This window comes from Comamonas aquatica NBRC 14918 (genome assembly GCF_000739875.1).
GTDB lineage: Bacteria > Pseudomonadota > Gammaproteobacteria > Burkholderiales > Burkholderiaceae_C > Comamonas > Comamonas aquatica.
In genome coordinates, this window is record NZ_BBJR01000024.1 from 75,196 (window position 1) to 93,633 (window position 18,438).

Annotated in this window: 16 protein-coding genes; 8 read left to right on the forward strand and 8 right to left on the reverse strand. The window is 65.8% G+C overall.

Going from position 1 to position 18,438, the window contains the following annotated elements:
* The first annotated feature begins 50 nt into the window (after positions 1–50).
* Together CA2_RS03365 and CA2_RS03370 are read left to right on the forward strand one after the other, a co-directional pair.
* Complete coding sequence (locus tag CA2_RS03365) at positions 51–1,922, forward strand: sensor histidine kinase (RefSeq protein WP_042412674.1); 1,872 nt, start codon at positions 51–53, stop codon at positions 1,920–1,922.
* Positions 1,919–3,250 carry a sigma-54-dependent transcriptional regulator gene (locus CA2_RS03370; protein WP_042412676.1) on the forward strand — a complete coding sequence of 444 codons (1,332 nt, stop codon included), beginning with the start codon at positions 1,919–1,921 and terminating at the stop codon, positions 3,248–3,250. Before CA2_RS03365 ends, CA2_RS03370 begins: the two co-directional genes overlap by 4 nt.
* 275 nt (positions 3,251–3,525) lie before the next feature.
* Here CA2_RS03370 and CA2_RS03375 read toward each other — a convergent pair whose 3' ends face one another.
* Complete coding sequence (locus CA2_RS03375) at positions 3,526–4,107, reverse strand: peroxidase-related enzyme (protein WP_042412802.1); 582 nt, start codon at positions 4,105–4,107, stop codon at positions 3,526–3,528.
* 145 nt (positions 4,108–4,252) lie between these two features.
* Between CA2_RS03375 and CA2_RS03380 the strand changes: the two genes are divergently transcribed.
* A complete protein-coding gene (locus CA2_RS03380) occupies positions 4,253–4,744 on the forward strand; it encodes a DUF6882 domain-containing protein (RefSeq protein ID WP_042412679.1) in 492 nt (163 codons plus the stop codon).
* Positions 4,745–4,846: 102 nt separating this feature from the next.
* On the opposite strand, the gene CA2_RS03385 is transcribed toward CA2_RS03380, so the two are convergent.
* The 3 genes from CA2_RS03385 to CA2_RS03395 all read right to left on the reverse strand — a co-directional run bounded on the left by CA2_RS03385 (position 4,847) and on the right by CA2_RS03395 (position 9,761).
* A complete protein-coding gene (locus CA2_RS03385; RefSeq protein ID WP_042412680.1) occupies positions 4,847–6,262 on the reverse strand; it encodes an MBL fold metallo-hydrolase RNA specificity domain-containing protein in 1,416 nt (471 codons plus the stop codon).
* Between the two features lie 269 nt (positions 6,263–6,531).
* Positions 6,532–8,733: a catalase/peroxidase HPI gene (katG, locus tag CA2_RS03390; RefSeq protein WP_042412682.1), complete on the reverse strand. Its 2,202-nt coding sequence runs from the start codon at positions 8,731–8,733 to the stop codon at positions 6,532–6,534.
* Positions 8,734–9,218: 485 nt separating this feature from the next.
* The gene (locus CA2_RS03395) at positions 9,219–9,761 is read right to left on the reverse strand and encodes a PAS and helix-turn-helix domain-containing protein (RefSeq protein WP_042412684.1); all 543 of its coding nucleotides are present in this window, start codon (positions 9,759–9,761) and stop codon (positions 9,219–9,221) included.
* 79 nt (positions 9,762–9,840) lie between these two features.
* On the opposite strand from CA2_RS03395, the gene CA2_RS03400 reads away from it, so the two are divergent.
* From CA2_RS03400 to CA2_RS03420, 5 genes are all read left to right on the forward strand, one after another.
* Positions 9,841–10,539: a CoA transferase subunit A gene (locus CA2_RS03400; protein ID WP_042412685.1), complete on the forward strand. Its 699-nt coding sequence runs from the start codon at positions 9,841–9,843 to the stop codon at positions 10,537–10,539.
* A gap of 3 nt (positions 10,540–10,542) precedes the next feature.
* Positions 10,543–11,028: a DUF3806 domain-containing protein gene (locus CA2_RS03405; RefSeq protein WP_042412686.1), complete on the forward strand. Its 486-nt coding sequence runs from the start codon at positions 10,543–10,545 to the stop codon at positions 11,026–11,028.
* 30 nt (positions 11,029–11,058) lie between these two features.
* Positions 11,059–11,697, forward strand: a complete 639-nt coding sequence (locus CA2_RS03410; RefSeq protein ID WP_042412687.1) for a 3-oxoacid CoA-transferase subunit B — start codon at positions 11,059–11,061, stop codon at positions 11,695–11,697.
* A gap of 103 nt (positions 11,698–11,800) precedes the next feature.
* Positions 11,801–13,177, forward strand: coding sequence for an HD-GYP domain-containing protein (locus CA2_RS03415; protein ID WP_052369809.1), 1,377 nt, complete (start codon positions 11,801–11,803; stop codon positions 13,175–13,177).
* Between the two features lie 214 nt (positions 13,178–13,391).
* Positions 13,392–13,634, forward strand: coding sequence for a hypothetical protein (locus CA2_RS03420; RefSeq protein ID WP_042412688.1), 243 nt, complete (start codon positions 13,392–13,394; stop codon positions 13,632–13,634).
* Positions 13,635–13,716: 82 nt separating this feature from the next.
* Here CA2_RS03420 and selD read toward each other — a convergent pair whose 3' ends face one another.
* From selD to CA2_RS03440, 4 genes are all read right to left on the reverse strand, one after another.
* Positions 13,717–14,790, reverse strand: a complete 1,074-nt coding sequence (selD, locus tag CA2_RS03425; RefSeq protein ID WP_042412806.1) for a selenide, water dikinase SelD — start codon at positions 14,788–14,790, stop codon at positions 13,717–13,719.
* A 139-nt stretch (positions 14,791–14,929) separates the two neighbouring features.
* Complete coding sequence (locus CA2_RS03430; RefSeq protein ID WP_042412689.1) at positions 14,930–16,216, reverse strand: EAL domain-containing response regulator; 1,287 nt, start codon at positions 16,214–16,216, stop codon at positions 14,930–14,932.
* A gap of 21 nt (positions 16,217–16,237) precedes the next feature.
* Entirely contained in the window at positions 16,238–16,753 is a 516-nt protein-coding gene (locus tag CA2_RS03435; protein WP_042412691.1) for a chemotaxis protein CheW, read from the reverse strand.
* 10 nt (positions 16,754–16,763) lie between these two features.
* A complete protein-coding gene (locus tag CA2_RS03440) occupies positions 16,764–18,398 on the reverse strand; it encodes a methyl-accepting chemotaxis protein (protein WP_052369810.1) in 1,635 nt (544 codons plus the stop codon).
* Positions 18,399–18,438: the final 40 nt, after the last annotated feature.

Here is an 18,438-nt window from a genome sequence, read left to right on the forward strand (position 1 = left end):
GCGGCGCCCCCGGCGCAGCGGCGGGCGCTGCTACCATTGCCGCACTCACCATGCCAGTCCGCCGCCCGCTGCGCCAGCTCCTTCTGTTCCTGCTTTGGCTTGCCTTGACGGGGCTGAGCGGCTGGCTGGCGCTCCAACTGGCCCAGCGCGTGGGCATCGCCGAGCTGCGCGCCACCGGCATGCACCGCCTGGAGCTGTACGGCGCCAGCCTGCAGCGCGAGATCGGCAAATACGCCTTCCTGCCCGGGGTGCTGGAGCTGGAGGGTGACGTGCTGGATCTGCTGCAGGCCCCGGACACGCCGGGACTGGCCGGCAAGGTCAACGCCTACCTGGAGCTGCTCAATGACCGCGCCGGCACGTTGAGCATCTATGTCATCACGACCCAGGGGCGCGTCGTGGCCGCCAGCAACTGGCGGCGCGCAGACAGCTATTTCGGCGAGAACCTCGCCTTCCGCCCCTATTTCCGCGATGCCCTGGACACCGGCAGCGGGCGTTTCTTCGGCATCGGCACCACCCGCGGCGAACCCGGCTACTACCTGGCCACGGCCCTGGGCAACAGCCATCACACGGTGGGCGTGGCCGTGGTCAAGGTCAGCCTGGACCAGCTGGAGCAGTCCTGGTCCACGGTGGAAGCACCGGTGTTGGTCAGCGACGAGCATGGGGTGGTCATTCTCAGCTCGGTCAGCGACTGGAAGTTCCGCGCGCTGCTGCCGCTGGATGCTGCCATGCGCGAAGCCTTTGATGCCAGCCTGCAGTACAACCGCCGTCCCTTGCAGCCCTTGGGCCTGCAGTCCATGCGCGAGCTGGACCAGGGTGCCCGTTTGGTGCGGCTGCGTGGCGACGGTGCGACCACGGCCTCGGTCTACCCGGTGTCGGGCCGCTTCCTGGCGCAGTCGCGGCCGCTGTCCGGCACGCCCTGGACGCTGACCGTGCTGTCCCACTTGGAACAGGTGGACCAGATTGCCCAGAGCCGGGCCCTGGTCGCCGCCATCGGTGCGGCTTTTGTCGGCCTGTTGGGCCTGCTGTACAACGAGCGCCGCCGCCATCTGCGCGACCGTCTGGCCGCGCGCGAGGCCCTGCAGACCGCCCACGATGAGCTGGAGCGCAAGGTCACCCAGCGCACGGCCGACCTGTCCTCGGCCAACCAGCTGCTGCAAGACGAGGTGGCCGAGCGCATCCGCGCCGAAGCCACGTTGCGGGCCGCCCAGGACGAGCTGGTGCAGGCCGGCAAACTGGCCGTGATCGGCCAGCTGTCCACCGGCATCGCCCACGAACTCAACCAGCCGCTGACGGCCTTGCGCACCCTGTCGGGCAACAGCCAGCGTTTCCTGGAACGCGGGGACCTGGACACCACGCGCGTCAACCTGCAGCGTATGGCGCAACTGGCCGACCGTATGGGCCGCATCACGGGCCAGCTGCGCAATTTCGCGCGCAAGTCCAGCGGCGCTCCGCAGGCGGTGCCGCTGTCGCGCGCGCTGGACAATGCCCTGTCGGTGCTCGAGCCGCGCGTGGCAGAGACCGGGGCCGAGATCCTGCGTCAGACCGATGGGGCCGACCCCGTGGCCTGGTGTGATGGCAACCGCATCGAACAGGTGCTGGTCAACCTCATCAACAATTCCCTGGACGCGATGCGCGGCCAGTCCGCACCGCAGCTGGAGCTGGCCTGCGCCGAGGTCGATGGCGCGGCCCTGGTGACCGTGCGCGACCATGGCCCCGGCCTCAGCGAGGCCGCGCAGCAGCACCTGTTCCAGCCCTTTTTCACCACCAAGGAAGCTGGGGTGGGCCTGGGTCTGGGGCTGGCGCTGTCGGCCGGCATCGTGCGCGAATGCGGCGGCACGCTGACCGGCACCAACCACCCTGAGGGTGGTGCCGTCTTCACCCTGCGCCTGCCGCTGGCGCCTTCCCCTCCGCACATCCCATGACCGACGCCCTCAAAGTTCTGATCATCGAAGACGACCCCGACATCGTGCTGGGCTGCGAGCAGGCGCTGCAGCTCGAAGGCATCGCCACCGAAAGCGTGGGCAGTGCCGAGCAGGCGCGCCGGCGCCTGTCGCGCGATTTCGCGGGCATCGTGGTCAGCGATATCCGCCTGCCCCGCATGGACGGCATGGCGTTCCTGCGCGAGCTGATGGCCATGGACCGGGAATTGCCCGTGGTGCTGATCACCGGCCATGGTGACGTGTCCATGGCCGTGCAGGCCATGAAGGATGGCGCGCACGACTTCATCCAGAAACCGTTTGCCCCCGAGCACCTGGTGGGGGCCGTGCGGCGTGCGCTGGAGCAGCGCCGCCTGGTGCTGGAAGTGCGGGCCCTGCGCCAGCGCCTGGACGAGCGCGACAGCCTGGAGAGCCGCCTGATCGGCCGCTCCGCAGCCATGCAGCAGCTGCGCCAGATGCTGCTGGGCTTGGCCAGCAGCGCCGCCGACGTGCTGATCCAGGGCGAGACCGGCACGGGCAAGGAACTGGTGGCGCGCTGCCTGCACGAGGCCAGCGCGCGGCGCGGCGGCAACTTCGTCGCCATCAACTGCGGCGGTCTGCCCGACACCTTGTTCGACAGCGAGATGTTCGGCAGTGAAGCCGGGGCCTACACGGGCTCCAGCAAGAAGCGCATCGGCAAGATCGAGCACGCCAGTGGCGGCACGCTGTTCCTCGACGAGATCGAGAGCATGCCCATGGCCATGCAGATCAAGCTGCTGCGCGTGCTGCAGGAGCGGGTGCTGGAGCGCCTGGGCTCCAACACGCTGATTCCCATCGATTGCCGCGTGATCGCCGCGACCAAGACCGACCTGCTGGAGCTGAGCCGCGAAGGGCGTTTTCGCGCTGACCTGTACTACCGCCTGAACGTGGCCACGGTGACCCTGCCGCCGCTGCGCGAGCGGCGCGAGGACATCCCGCGCCTGTTCGAGCACTTTGCGTTGCAGGGCGCGGCGCGCCATGAGCGCCCCGTGCCCGAGCTGACACCGGGGCGCGTGCAGCAACTGCTGAGCTACCCCTGGCCGGGCAATGTGCGTGAGCTGCGCAACGTGGCGGAGCGCACGGTGCTGGGCATCGAGGCCGGCTCCCCGCCCTTTGGCGAAGCGGCCACGGCCGCGCCCCGGCCGCTGGCGGCCACGGTCGAGGCCTTCGAGCGCGCCCTGATCGCCGAAGCCCTGCGCCGCCACGACGGCAGCCTGGCGCGCACGGCCGAGGCCCTGGCCACGGCCAAGACCACGCTGCACGACAAGATCCGCAAGTACGGGCTGGAACGCTGACGGCGCGCACGGCCTTGCGCGATTGCGATGGATAGCTCGGGGTGGCGGCTCAGTGGGGGCCGTGAGTGCTGGGCTGAGTGCCGCGTCACCCGGGATTAGGGTCTGCCGGTGGGGCGCGCAGTGGTTAAACGCTTTGGGATGTGGTGTTTGGAATGAAAAATGGCTCTAGTGATTATCCAATAAGCGCTAGATGCTATAAATTTTTTCATCTTCCACGTGGCGTTGTGGATACCCCCGCTGGGTGCGGTGGTGGCGGGGCAGCCTCAGCCTCAGCCTCAGCCTGCGGTCCTGGGCTGGCGGCCCATGGTGAAGAACTCCGGGTTGGGCAGCATGTTGCTGAAGCTGGCCATGCGGTTGGACAGCCCGAAGAAGGCCGTGATCGCGGCAATGTCCCAGATGTCTTCGTCGTCCAGGCCGTGGGCGTGCAGCAGCGCAAAGTCCGCATCCTCGACTTCGTGGCTGCGCTGGCAGACCTTCATGGCGAAGTCCAGCATGGCGCGTTGGCGTGGCGTGATGTCGGCCTTGCGGTAGTTCACGGCCACCTGGTCGGCCAGCTGTGGCTGCTTTTCGTAAATGCGCAGGATGGCGCCGTGGGCCACCACGCAGTACAGGCACTGGTTGGCGGCGCTGGTGGCGGTGACGATCATCTCGCGCTCGCCCTTGGTCAGGCTGCCTTCCTCCTTGAGCATCAGCGCATCGTGGTAGGCAAAAAAGGCACGCCATTCGGCCGGCCGGCGGGCCAGGGCCAGGAAGACATTCGGAATGAAGCCGGCTTTGTCCTGCACCTGCAGGATGCGCTCGCGGATGTCCGCAGGCAGGCTGTTCAGGTCCGGGAAAGGGTAGCGTACCGCTGGCATGGTCAAGGTCTCCGTTGTTCTGGGAAGAGGGTAGGGCTGCGCACCGCCACCCTGCGGCGGCGGTGGCACGCCCAAGCCCAGCATAGCGAGAAGGGCGCCCCGCGTGCCTGACAATCATGCCTATTGCAAAAAGATGGAATCTGGAATGAGTGACGCACACGAAGCAACCGATTGGGCGGCCTGGAGCCGCGAGGCGGTCGAGACCATGGTGGCCCGCAATGCGGAATGGCCACGTCAGTTTGGCCTGCAGGGCCACCCGGCCTACCGCTGGGATCTGGAGCGTGCGCTGCTGGTGTTTGAAGGACCATTGCACGAGGTGGTGGCCACCGCCTGCCTGGTGGGGACGACCAGCGAGCGCGAAGGCAGCTTTGTCTGGAGCTGGGCCAACGAGGCCATTCCCCCTGTGCACGGCCAGGCGTTGGAGGTGGTGCATGAATTCGGGCGTGACCACCATCTGGCACTTTTGACGACCCCGCGCATCCAGGGCGGCCGCCCGGAGGCGACCGAATGCCTGTGCATTGCCGGTCGCCTGCAGCGCGCGGTGGGCACGTTCATCGACCAGCAGGGCGATGTGGCCCTGTACTTCACCATCCTGCACCTGCAGGTGGCTGTGGACGACGATCTGGCGCTGAACTGAGGGCACGGCCGAGTCCCGGCGCTGGTACCGTGCCTGCCACCGTGGAGCGTACCGTCCGGGCCCAGGCGGCTTGCCCTCAGCGCCAGGCCACTGGCGCGGCGGTCACAGGGCGTACGCGCTACCGTGGCTGGGCACAACCACCTCGCTGGTGCCCCAGCCCTGTTGCTGGCGCAGTGCCGAGGCCAGTGCCTGCGAGGCCTGGGCCTCGCCATGGATGACATAGGCCTTGGCCGGTGGCCGCTCAAAAGCCCGTGCCCAGTCCAGCAGCGCCCGTTGGTCGGCGTGGGCCGAGAAGCCACCCAGGGTGTGGATCGATGCCTGGACTTCGATGTCGTCACCCAGCAGGCGCACATGGCGCTCGCCATCGACCAGCCGCCGCCCCAGTGTGCCCTGGGCCTGGAAGCCGGCAATCACCACGGCGCATTCGCGGCGTCCCAGGTTCTGGTGCAGGTGGTGGATCACCCGCCCGGCATCGCACATGCCGCTGGCCGAGATGATGACGGCCCCGGACCGCACGCGCGTCAGCTTGATCGAGTCCTGGACATCGCTCACGAAATGGATGCGCAGCTGCTGGGTCAGCTGCTTGGCCTGCGCAAACAGCTCGCGGGCTTCGTCGTCAAACAGGGTGAAATGCTTGCGGGTGACTTCCGTGGCGGCAATCGCCATCGGCGAGTCGATGAAGATGTCCAGCGGCCCCAGCCGCCCCTGCGAGGACAGCTTCAGGAATTCATAGATCAGCTCCTGGGTGCGGCCGACGGCGAAGGCGGGAATCACCACATTGCCCTTGGCGACCGTGCGCTGGACCACCTCGACCAGCTCGTCGAGCGTGGACGGCATGTCCTTGTGCAGGCGGTCGCCATAGGTGGACTCGATCAGCAGCACATCGGCACTGTCAATCGGCGTGGGGTCGCGCAGTATGGGCCGCCCCGGCTGCCCCAGGTCGCCGCTGGCCACCAGCTTGCGGGTGCGCCCCTGCTCGTCGGTCAGCCAGACTTCCAGGATGGCCGAGCCCAGGATGTGCCCCGCGTCACGAAAGCGCACCTTGACCGAGGCATGCGGTGAGAACTCGGAGTCGTAGTCCACGGTGTGGAACAGCCGCAGGCAGTGGTTCACATCGCGCAGCGTGTACAGCGGCGGCATTATCTTGTGGTGGCGGTGCCGCCCGTTGGGCTTGCTGGCCCGCTGGGTGCTGCGTTCAAAATCCGTTTCCTGGATGTGGGCGCTGTCCTTGAGCAGGACGTCGACCAGGTCCAGGGTGGCCGGCGTGGTGAAGATCGGCCCGCTGAAGCCCTGCATGGCCAGCCGCGGCAGCATGCCGCTGTGGTCGATGTGCGCATGGGTCAGCAGCACAAAATCGATGCGTCGCGGGTCGAAGGCAAAGGGTTCGTAATTGCGTTCCCGGGCTTCGCGGTTGCCCTGAACCATGCCGCAATCAATCAGGAAACGGCAGTCCGCCGCCTCCACCAGAAAACACGATCCCGTGACTTGCTGGGCGGCACCATGAAAAGTGATCTGCATGAATGAGGATCCGGGCCTGTCCCTGTGTTACAGGAGAGCACACCACCCTCGGACAGGCCTGTGCAGCGGTGGTGCACAGGTCCACCATACGCCAGAAACGGAGGGCAGTTCAAGCCAGGCGCGGTGCGTGGCCCGCTGTGGCAGCCTGGCTTGATACAGGGCAAACCGTGCGCTGCCTGGCACCGTGGGTGCACGCTGCCATGAAAAAGCGCCCCGAAGGGCGCGGCAGGAGCGGGTCAGCGCTGGGGCCGGGGCCCCAGGGCGGTGCCTCACTTCTTCAGGTCAAAGCGGTCCAGTTCCATGACCTTGGTCCAGGCGGCCACGAAGTCGTGGATGAACTTGCCGCTGGAACCTGCCTCGGCATACACCTCGGCCAGGGCGCGTAGGATGGCGTTGGAGCCAAACACCAGATCCACGCGGGTGCCGCTCCACTTCTTGGCACCGGTCTTGCGGCACACGCCTTCGTAGGTGCCATCGTCCAGCGCCTTCCACTGGGTGCCCATGTCCAGCAGGTTGACGAAGAAATCGTTCGTCAGCTTGCCGGGGGTTGCGGTCAGCACACCGTGCTCACTGCCATCGGTGTTGATGTTGATGGCACGCAGGCCGCCGAGCAGCACCGTCATTTCGGGGGCGGTCAGCGTCAGCAGTTGTGCCTTGTCGATCAGCAAGGCCTCGGCAGGCGCTGCGAACGCCTGCTTCTGGAAGTTGCGGAAGCCATCGGCCACAGGCTCCAGCACATCGAACGATGCGGCATCGGTTTGCTCGGCACTGGCGTCGGTGCGACCGGGGGTGAACGGTACCGAGATCTGCGTGCCGGCATCGGCGGCGGCCTGTTCCACACCGGCGCAGCCACCCAGCACGATCAGGTCGGCCAAGGAGATGCGCTTGTCGCCTTCGGCGGCCTTGTTGAACTCGCGCTGGATGCCTTCCAGCACGGCCAGGACCTTGGCCAGTTGCACAGGGTGGTTGACGGCCCAGTCCTTCTGGGGGGCCAGGCGGATGCGGGCCCCGTTGGCACCGCCGCGCATGTCCGAACCCCGGAAGGTCGAAGCCGCAGCCCAGGCCGTGCCCACCAGCTCCTGCACGCTCAGGCCGGAGGCCAGCAGTTTGGCCTTCAGTGTGGCCACGTCGGCGGCATTCACCAGCGGATGGTTGACGGCGGGCACGGGGTCCTGCCAGATCAGCTCTTCCTTGGGCACTTCGGGGCCCAGGTAGCGTGCACGCGGGCCCATGTCGCGGTGGGTCAGCTTGAACCAGGCGCGGGCAAAGGCTTCGGCAAAAGCCTGGGGATTTTCCAGGAAGCGGCGCGAAATCTTTTCGTAGGCCGGGTCCATGCGCAGCGACAGGTCGGTGGTCAGCATGGTGGGCTTCTTGTTGGGGCCGCCATGGGCGTCGGGGATGACGTCTGCGGCATCCTTGGCCACCCACTGGATGGCGCCGGCGGGGCTGTGGGTCTTGACCCACTCGTACTTGAACAGGTTCTCGAAGAAGTAGTTGCTCCACTGTGCGGGGGTTTGCGTCCAGGTCACTTCCAGGCCAGAGGTGATGGTGTCACCACCGTGGCCGCTGCCGTAGCTGCTGGCCCAGCCCAGGCCCTGGGCTTCCAGGCCGGAAGCCTCGGGGTCGGTGCCGACGTGGCTGGCCGGCCCTGCGCCGTGGGTCTTGCCGAAGGTGTGGCCACCGGCGATGAGGGCGACGGTCTCTTCATCGTCCATGGCCATGCGGGCGAAGGTCTCGCGGATGTCGCGGGCGGCCGACAGTGGGTCGCCATTGCCGTCCGGGCCTTCGGGGTTGACGTAGATCAGGCCCATCTGCACCGCAGCCAGCGGGTTCTCCAGATCGCGGTCGCCGCTGTAGCGGCTGTTGGGCTTGTCACTGGTCGCCAGCCATTCTTTTTCCGCACCCCAGTACACATCCTGATCGGGTTCCCAGGTGTCGACGCGACCACCGGCAAACCCGAATGTGCGAAAGCCCATGGTTTCCAGCGCGACGTTGCCGCACAGGATCATCAGATCGCCCCAGGAAATCTTGTTGCCGTATTTCTGCTTGATGGGCCACAGCAGGCGGCGCGACTTGTCGATGTTGACGTTGTCAGGCCAGCTGTTCAGCGGGGCGAAGCGTTGCTGGCCGCGACCGGCACCTCCACGGCCATCCTGCATGCGGTAGGTGCCGGCGGCGTGCCATGCCATGCGGATGAACTGGGGTCCATAGTGGCCAAAGTCGGCAGGCCACCAGTCCTGGGAGTCGGTCATCAGCGCGCGCAGGTCGCGCTTGAGGCCTTCGTAGTCCAGTTGCTGGAAGGCTTGCGCATAGTCGAAGCCTTCGTCCATGGGATTGCTTTTGGCGGAGTGCTGGCTCAGCAGGTCCACGCGCAGCTGGTTCGGCCACCAGTCACGGTTGGTGGTGCCACCGCCCTTGGCAGCGGTGCCGCTGTTGGCTTGGTGGAAGGGGCACTTGGATTCAGTGGTCATGGGGAATCTCCGTTTCTGCGAGGCCGACAAGTCGACGGTTTCGGGGGCATAATATCAATTAATAATTGATATTAAACTTGTTAAATAAATAGCTATTTGCAATTGATGTCTCGAATTATCCCTGCTTGCAGGCAAAGCGGGCGATTTTTGCTATTGATTTTTCTTAGCTGCGCCATAGGCTGCATCTTCATCACCGTTCGCACGGCCGGTTGTCGGGCAGTCCAGGTCCGCTGAGCCAGTGTGGGGTGTGGCACGGAACCTGGGTGTCGACAAGCAACGGCGCAGCCCCGTGCTCATGCTGTGCAAAAAGCTTAGAAGACCGACAAGGCCCCCACAAGGGCGCCCGGTAAAATCGCGGGATTGGCCTACGCCAGCGGCGGTTGTGATGCAGGGCAACTGCCCTGGCTGCTGGGGGCTGAAATCAGGCAGCACGTCTGTAACCCTGTCGAGGCCGAGGAACAGGTCGAGCAGGGCTAGTGCAGCTCTCAGCCGGCCAGCAGCTTGTGGACCAGGTCTGCAGCGGTTGAGGCGCAGTACTTGCGCATCAGCCGGGCGCGGTAGATTTCCACGGTGCGGTGGCTGATGTTCAGGGCCCGGCCAATTTCCTTGGACGTCAGCCCCTCCAGCAGGCGTGCCGCCACCTCGCGTTCGCGGCCGGTGAGCTCGGCCTTGACGGGGCGCTGGGCCGAGAGGTCCTCAAAGCTCCAGATACCCGCCGCATGGGGTTCGCTGCGGTCCAGGGCCCGGCCGCTGACGTGGCACCAGAAGGTTTCGCCCGTGCCCCGCTTCATGATGCGGTTGTCGGCGTAAAAGCCTTTGGCATTCAGAATGGGCGCCATGTGGGCCCCGAGGCGTTCGTATTCATCGGCCGAGGGGTAGAGCACCTGGAAGGATTGGCCGATCAGCAATTCGCGCGAGGTGGCGAACATCTCGCACACATGCTGGTTGCAGTCGACCATGATGCGGTTGCGGGAGATCACCAGCCCGACGGGCGCCAGATCGAATGCCAAACGGTGGTCCAGGTTCATGTGGGTAAGACTTTAAGAAATACTACGTACGTAGCTACGTAGTATCGTTGCAAGTGGCTCAAGATCAATAGGAGACAACGTGAAAAAACTCTATCCCTCTGCGGCGGCGGCCTTGCAAGGCGTGGTGGCCGATGGGCAATTGCTGGCGGTTGGCGGCTTTGGCCTGTGCGGTATCCCCGAGGCACTGATTGACGCCCTGCGCGACAGCGGTGTCAAGGACCTGACGATCGCCTCGAACAATGCCGGCGTCGATGGCTTTGGCCTGGGCAAGCTGCTGGAAACCCGCCAGATCAAGAAGATGATCGCCAGCTACGTGGGTGAGAACAAGGAATTCGAGCGCCAGTACCTGGCGGGCGAGCTGGAACTGGAATTCACGCCGCAAGGCACGCTGGCTGAGAAGATGCGCGCCGGTGGCGCCGGCATTCCCGCCTTCTTCACCAAGACCGGCGTGGGCACGCAGGTGGCCGAGGGCAAGGAGCTGCGCGAATTCGACGGCGAAACCTATGTGATGGAACGTGCCATCGTGGCCGATGTGTCCCTGGTCAAGGCCTGGCGCGCCGACAAGAGCGGCAACCTGCAGTTCCGCCTGACGGCGCGCAACTTCAACCCGGCAGCGGCCACCTGCGGCAAAGTCTGCATCGTGGAGGTCGAGGAAGTGGTCGAGATTGGCGAGATCGCGCCCGACGACATCCACCTGCCCGGCATCTATGTGCACCGCATCGTGCACAACGCCACGCCCGAAAAGCGCATCGAAAAGCGCACCGTGCGCGAGGCCTGAGCCATGGGGAAACTGTCGCATTCGCCCGATGCGTCCGAGGCAGTGGTCACAGCCAGCGTGCCGGTGTTTCGCGCCCTGGCGGCGCACGAGCAGGATCAGCTGGACCGCGAACGCCTGCTGGTGTGCCAGGTCGCAGCCCGTGAACTGGGGCTGAACGACTGGAGCATGGACCGCTCAGGGCTGGTGCAGTTGCAGGCGCTGCTGGACCGGGGCCTGGTGCAGCCGGACAACCTGCTGCTGGCCCGCGGGCTGGGCGTGGTGCTGGGCGATGTGCTGACCTGCGAGCTGGACGATATGGACTGGCACATGGTGAGCAACGACTGGGGCACCGACCCCGTGGTTCGCTTTCGCGACTCCAGCATCCAAGTCGGGGCGCGCGACATGGTCCTCAAACGGCTTGAAGACGGTCAGGCGGTCGATCTGGTGCAGCTGCTCGACGGTGTGGTTTCTCACCTGCAGCCCATGATCGACTCCGGCGACTACCAATAACGTCAATCACGATTTATTCAGGAGGCTCTTATGCCTTGGACCCAAGACCAGATGGCCGCACGCGCGGCCCAGGAACTCGAAGACGGCTTCTACGTCAACCTCGGTATCGGCATCCCCACCCTGGTGGCCAACCACACGGGCGACAAGGAAGTGTGGCTGCAGTCCGAGAACGGCATGCTGGGCATCGGCCCCTTCCCGACCGAAGAGGAGGTCGACGCCGACCTGATCAATGCCGGCAAGCAGACCGTGACCACCATCCCTGGCTCGGCCATCTTTGGCTCGGACCAGTCCTTCGCCATGATCCGTGGCGGCAAGATCAATCTGTCCATCCTGGGCGCCATGCAGGTGTCCGAGCGGGGCGACCTGGCCAACTGGATGATCCCCGGCAAGATGGTCAAGGGCATGGGCGGCGCCATGGACCTGGTGGCCGGCGTCAAGCGCGTGATCGTGCTGATGGAACACGTGGCCAAGAAGAAGGATGGCACCACCGACCTGAAGATCCTGCCGCACTGCAGCCTGCCGCTGACCGGCGTGGGCGTGGTGGACCGCATCATCACCGACCTGGGCGTGATGGACGTCACGCCCCAGGGCCTGCGTCTGGTGGAGCTGGCCGAGGGCGTGAGTTTCGAGGAGATCCAGTCCAAGACCGGGGTGACCTTGCTGCGCTGAGCGCCGGTTTTTGACGACTGTCAAGCCCGCACCCAGTCCGGTGCGGGCTTTTTGACTTGGGGAATCCACTAACATCGGCACCGTCGCAACTTGCTTTTTACGGATGAATTCGGCCACAGCGGATGCTGCCTCCTTGCTTTTGAATGCGTCGTCCCTGCACAACGACGCGCACTTCCTGCGTGCCGTCACCGGCATGGCCGACAGCCAGGAGGTGGTGGCCGACAGCGCGATCTACTCCGAAAGCGGCATCAAGCTGCTGGACAAGGGCGGGCGCATCGACAGCCGCCTGTACGAGCAGCTGATCCAGCACCGGCTGGCGACATCGATCGATGAGCAGCTGAGCACCCGCAATGCGGTGGACCGCGCCTGCCTGGAAGCCCAGGTGCTGCTGCTGTCCGGCTCGACGCCGCTGGGCCAGTTGCTGGCGCAGCACATGGGCGAGCGCCACCACCTGCTGCTGGAGGCACTGCGGCATTTGAAGTGGCCCCAGCCGGCCAGCTTCAAGATGACGGTGATGCGCCACCAGATGCCGGAGCTGTTCGAGCACAGCGTGCTGATGATGATGGTGACGGTCTTTCTGGGCGTGCAGCAGGGCATGGAGCCTGCGGAGTGCGCGGACCTGGCGGCGGCGGCGCTGCTGCACGACGTGGGCATGCTCTATATGCCGCCCAACTGGTTGAACCCCCGGCACAAGCTGACACCGCAGGAGCACCGACAGCTGGCCGCGCATTCCATCACCGCCATGCTGGTGGTGCAGGGCGCCAAGGTCTACCCCCAGGCGGTGGCCGATGCCGTGCTGGAGCACCATGAACGCCTGGACGGCAGCGGCTATCCGCGCCACACCAAGGGCGACGAGGTGGGGCCCTGGGGGCGCATTCTGATGCTGGCCGAGGTGGTGTCTGCGTTCTACAGCAAGTTCTCGGACATGCCGGCCCAGCGCCTGTCGCTGATGCTGCGCATGAACCACAGCCGCTTTGACGCAGCGCTGACGAAGCACGTGTTTGCGCTGCTGGCGCAGGCCGTGCCGGCCGCGGCCACGGCGGTCACGCACACCAGCGCCGAGGTGCGCGAGGTGATCGCCACACTGGGCGCCGTGTTCCAGCACTGGACGGCGTGCAAGCGCAAGTTCCCATCGCAGTGGCAGGCCCTGCCCGGTGGGCGCGCTGGCGTGTACGTGGACCTGCGCATGCAGGCGCTGGAAAAATCCCTGGCCGAATCGGGCTCGCACCCGCGCCAGCAGGCGGACTGGCTGCGCATGCTCGAGGAGGACCCCTCCAGCATGGGCGAGCTGGTGTTGATCAACAAAGAGGCGCTGTGGCAGGTCAACAATTGCATCGAGGCCTGCGTGCGGCGCTGGCCACAGCTGCTGCAGCCGCGCACCACCTTCGATGCGGCCATGCACGACTGGCTGCAGAGCTGCCGCATGGTGCTGGGCCATGCGGCCTTGCCCGCCACGGTCAATGCGGATGCTGCGATTTGAGGAGCTGGCTGCGCGCGTATTTCAAGAGGTTTGAATACGTTAGATTCTGAATACCAAGGAGCTCCTGCGCAAGGTGCTCCTTTTTTTATGTAATCAGGCTGTCACGTGCCAGGCCTAAGCTGCGTTCCACACGCTCCGATGTTGCACACCCGCGCGGCCATGACGGCTGCGTGCGGCCACCGATGCGGTGGCCCGATCACCCAGGATTTTTGCCATGCACAGCCCCTACGCCGGCGCCCACCCGGGCATCACCATGGACCGCTTCACCTTTGTGCCGCATGCACAGCCCACAGACGGGCCGGGCTTTGTGTCGCAGTTGCGCATCGACAGCGGCGCCGGCGCGGCGCGCTACCAGCGCCTGTTCACCTTCACCCCGGTGTTCGAGTCGGCGGACGGTGCGCTGGCCTATGCCGTGGACCAGGCCAGTGCCTGGATGCAGCGCAAGACGCTGGCCTGAAGCCGGCCCAGGAATAGATACAAAAAAAGCCCCGGGTGCTGCCACCTGGGGCTTGGGCATGGGCGCTGTGTGAACGCTGGCGTCAGGCCACGTGCACCTGGGCCGCGCCGGCTTGCATGCGACCCACGACGGCAGCTTGGGCAAAGCCGCTGCTGCTGAAGATGTCCAGCACCTGGTCCACCGTTTCGGGGGTGCAGGACACCAGCAGGCCGCCGGAGGTCTGCGGATCGGTCAGCAGGGCGCGTTGGGCATCGCTGATGTGGCTGGCCAGTTGCACGGTGTCGCCGTACGAGGCCCAGTTGCGGCCGGACGCGCCGGTGAACACGCCTTGCTGCGCCAGTTCCATGACGCCGGGCAGCACGGGCAGGGCCTGCATGTCCAGGTGGGCCGTCAGCTGTGCGCCGCGTGCCAGTTCCAGGCTGTGGCCCAGCAGGCCGAAGCCGGTCACATCGGTCAGGGCGTGCACGCCGGCCAGCTGCGACAGTGCTGCGCCGGGGCGGTTGAGCTGGGTGGTGGCCGCCACCATGGCCTGGTAGCCCGCGGCATCCAGCAGGTTCTTCTTCAGCGCGGCCGACTGGATGCCCACCCCCAGGGGCTTGCCCAGCACCAGCACGTCGCCGGCCTGGGCGTCGGCGTTGCGCTTGATGTGCTGGGGGTTGACGATGCCAATGCCGACCAAGCCGTAAATCGGCTCGACCGAGTCGATGGAGTGCCCGCCGGCCAGGGGAATGCCGGCTTCCTGGCAGATGGAGGCCCCGCCTTCCAGGATGGCGGCGATGGTCTCGTGCGGCAGCACATTGATGGGCATGCCGACGATGGCCAGCGCCATCAGGGGCGTGCCGCCCATGGCGTAGATGTCGCTGAGCGCATTGGTGGCGGCAATCCGGCCAAAGTCGCGCGGATCGTCCACGATGGGCATGAAGAAGTCGGTGGTGGCGACGATGGCCTGTTCATCGTTGATCCGATAGACCGCGGCATCGTCGGCGGTTTCCGTGCCCACCAGCAGGTCCGGGAAGAACTGCTTGGGCAGGGTGCTCTGGCCGATCAGCTTGGCCAGAACGCCGGGGGCAATCTTGCAGCCGCAGCCGCCGCCGTGCGACAGGGAGGTCAGGCGGGGGGGCGTGTGGGCAGAGGTGGTGGGGGAAGCTTGGGTCATGGTCATTCAATGGCTGCACGCAGCACGACAGGTGGCTTGAGAGGCATGGAGAGACGGCACCCGCAGGTGCGCCCCACATTGTGCGCCAGTTCACGGCCTGGGCGGGTGGGGTGCGGCCATCGCCGCGGAGCGTGCGTGCTCAATCCAGGGGCGTGAGGGCTGGCGCCAGGGCGGGCGAGGGCTGCAGGCGCAATTCGGGCAGGCGGGCGCGGTGGCTGCGCAGCCAGGCCGGGATGTCCTGCGCCGGCATGGGCCGGGCAATCAGGTAGCCCTGGCCGACGGCACAGCCGCAGCGTTGCAGCAGGCACCAGTCTTCCATGGTCTCGATGCCTTCGGCCACGGAGACCAGCTCCAGGCGCTTGGCCATGTCCAGCGCCGACTCCAGAATCACGCCCAGGTTGCGGCGCTGGTGCGCGCCGTGCACAAAGCTGCGGTCGATCTTCAGCTCCGAGAAGGGCAGGCGCGCCAGCTGCTGCATGGACGAGAAACCGGTGCCGTAGTCGTCGATGGACAGCCCAAAGCCCTTGAGCCGCAGGCGGGTGAGCACGGCAATCGCCTTGCCCAGATGTTCCACGCCCGCGCTTTCGGTGATTTCCAGCACCACCTGGGATGGGCTGATGGCACTGCTTTCCACCAGGGAGGTGATCTCTTGCACGATGCCGGGGTTGTCCAGCAGCAGGGGCGACAGGTTGATGGCCAGCTTGGGGGTGAAGCCCATGTGCACCCAGGCAGCGGCCTGGCGTATCGATTTGCGCAGCACCCGCAGCGTCAGGTCGAAGATCAGGCCTTCCTTTTCGGCCAGCGCAATGAACTGGTCGGGGGGGATGCGGCCCAGGCTGGGGTGCGTCCAACGGGCCAGCACTTCCATGCCGCGCACCAGGCCCGTGCGGATGTCGACCTTGGGCTGGTAGTGCACGTCGATGTGTTCGCAGTCGATGGCGTGGCACAGGTCCTGGGTGCTGATGGGCAGGGGCTGCCGCGGGCCGGACTGCAGCACATTGCCCTTGAGGCATTGGCTGTAGTGTTGCAGCGCGGACTCCAGCTGTTCCTGGCGCAGGGGCTTGGGCAGCGACCCCAGCATGGGCAGGCCCAGGGTGCTGCTCAGTTCCTGCACCGCGTTCAGGATGCCCTGCTGCTGGCTGGACACCACCAACATCGGGATCTTCCAGCCCTTGTCCTGCAGTTGCGTGATCAGCTCCACCCCGTCCATGACGGGCATGTGCAGGTCGATCAGCATCACATCGGGCTTGAGGCGCAGCATGGCCAGCTGCTCCAGCGCCTCCACACCGTGACAGGCCTCGTAAATCAGGCCGATGCCGAGCTGGCGACACAGCTGCGCCGCGTGGTCGCGCTGCACGGGACTGTCGTCCACCACCATGATGGACTGCAGACCTAGCGATGACGGGACTGAGTGTGTCAATGGCATGGTGGCTTTAAAACGACAAGCTTAACCGTTTTCTGTGGCTGCCAGCGATTCTGAGAGGGTTTGCAGCTCGTCCAGATCCAGCACGCGCTGCACGTCCAGCAGGATGACGAACCGGCCCCGCACCTTGCCGATGCCGGAGATGAAGTCGGTGCGGATGTGGGTGCCGAAGGCCGGCGGTGGCTCGATGTCCTGCGGGACGATCTCCAGCACCTCGCTGACGGCGTCCACCACCACGCCCATGGTGTGGGGGCCTTCGCTGCCCGGCAGTTCCACGATCACGATGCAAGTGCGCTTGCTCACCGCGCTGGTGGCCAGGCCGAAGCGGACCTGCAGGTCCATCACCGGCACCACCGCACCACGCAGGTTGATCACCCCGCGGATGCAGGCCGGCATCAGCGGCACCTCGGTCATGTGCGTGTATTCGATGATTTCCTTGATCGACAGGATACCCAGGGCATAGGCCTCACCGCCCAGCAGGAAGGTGAGGTACTGACTGGGAAGGGCCGGGGTGGCAGGGGACGATTGGCTTGCGTGCATGCCCGTCCTCTCAGAACTTGACGAAATCAGACTCGTCCAGGGTCTTGCCGCTGGTGCGGGCCACCATGGGGCCGCGTGCCAGCGTGGCCCCCTTGGGTTTGGCGGTCGTGCCTGTGCGTGGTGCATGGGGGGGCAGCGTGGTGGCCGCACTGCCGCTCAGCCGGAAGAAGGCAATCGCTTGCTGCAATTGCTCAGCCTGGGCGCTCATTTCCTCGGCCGTGGCTGCCAGCTCTTCGGAACTGGAGGCGTTTTGTTGGGTGGCCTGGCTCAGCTGCCCCATGGCCAGGTTGATCTGGCCGATGCCGCTGCTTTGCTCCTCGGAGGCCGCAGCAATTTCCTGCACCAGTTCCGAGGTTTTCTGGATGTTGGGCACCATCACATCCAGGAGCTGGCCGGCCCGTTCGGACAGCTGCACGCTGGAGGTGGCCACATCGCTGATTTCCTGTGCGGCCACCTGGCTGCGTTCGGCCAGCTTGCGCACTTCGGCCGCCACCACGGCAAAGCCCTTGCCGTGCTCGCCGGCACGGGCAGCCTCGATGGCCGCGTTCAGGGCCAGCAGGTTGGTCTGGTAGGCAATGTCGTCGATGATGCTGATCTTCTGGGCAATCTGCTTCATGGCAGTGGCGGTGGCCTTGACGGCCTGGCCCCCTTCGGCAGCATCGCGGGCGGCCTTGGAGGCCATGCTGTCGGTCAGCTTGGCGTTTTCGGTGTTCTGCGTGACCGAGGCGTTCGCCTGCTCGATGGTGGCGCTGGTTTCTTCCACGCCGGCCGCCTGTTCGCTGGATGCCTGGCTCAAGGTCTGGGCGGTGGCGCTGACTTCTTCCGAGGCGCTGGCCAGTGCTTCGGAGCTGCTGTTGACCTCGCCGACCACCAGCTGCAGCTTGGCAACCATCTGCTTGACGGCGTGCAGCATGCTGCTGGTGTCGTTCTGGCGCAGCTGTACCTCCATGCTCAGATCCCCGGTGGCAATCCGGTTCATGATCTCAGCGGCATAGGCCGGCTCGCCGCCCAACCGGCGTGTCAGCCCGCGTGCGATCAGCCAGGCGGTCAGCACGGCCACGACGATGGCCGCCACGGCGATGTACAGCAGCATCTGCTGGGTGGCCTGGGCCGTGCTCTGGGCCTCGACATTGGCCTCGTGCATGCGCGTGGCGATGAGGCGGGACAGGTCCAGCAGGTGCTGGGTCTGCAGGTCCTGGATGGTGGTGTATTCGCCGCGGATCAGGGCCAGCGCGCCATCCTTGTCTGCCTGGGCCAGTGCCGTGATCTGCTCGTACAGGGCATTGAGCTTGTGCGAGTTCAGGGTGATCAACTCCAGCAGGCGGCGGCCTTCGGACGATTGGATCGTGTCGCTGAGCTGCGCGATGTGTTTGACCACGTCGGCGCGGCCGGCATTCAGGGTCTGCAGGGCGCGGGCCAGCTCGACATCCGTGTGCGCGAACACCAGGTCGCGCACCAGAATCTTGGTGCGGTCGTTGGCGTCGATGATGTCGCGGCTCAGCGAGGCACGGGGGTAGTGCACGTCCATCACCCGTGCGCTCAGATCGCTCACCGAACGCAGACGGTCCAGCCCGAACATGGAGCTGCCAAGCAGCATCAGAATCATCAGCCCAAAGCCAATGCCAAGTCGCGTCGCAACGCGCATATTTGCAAACATGCCTGTCCTTGAAGGGATTAAGAGGTAA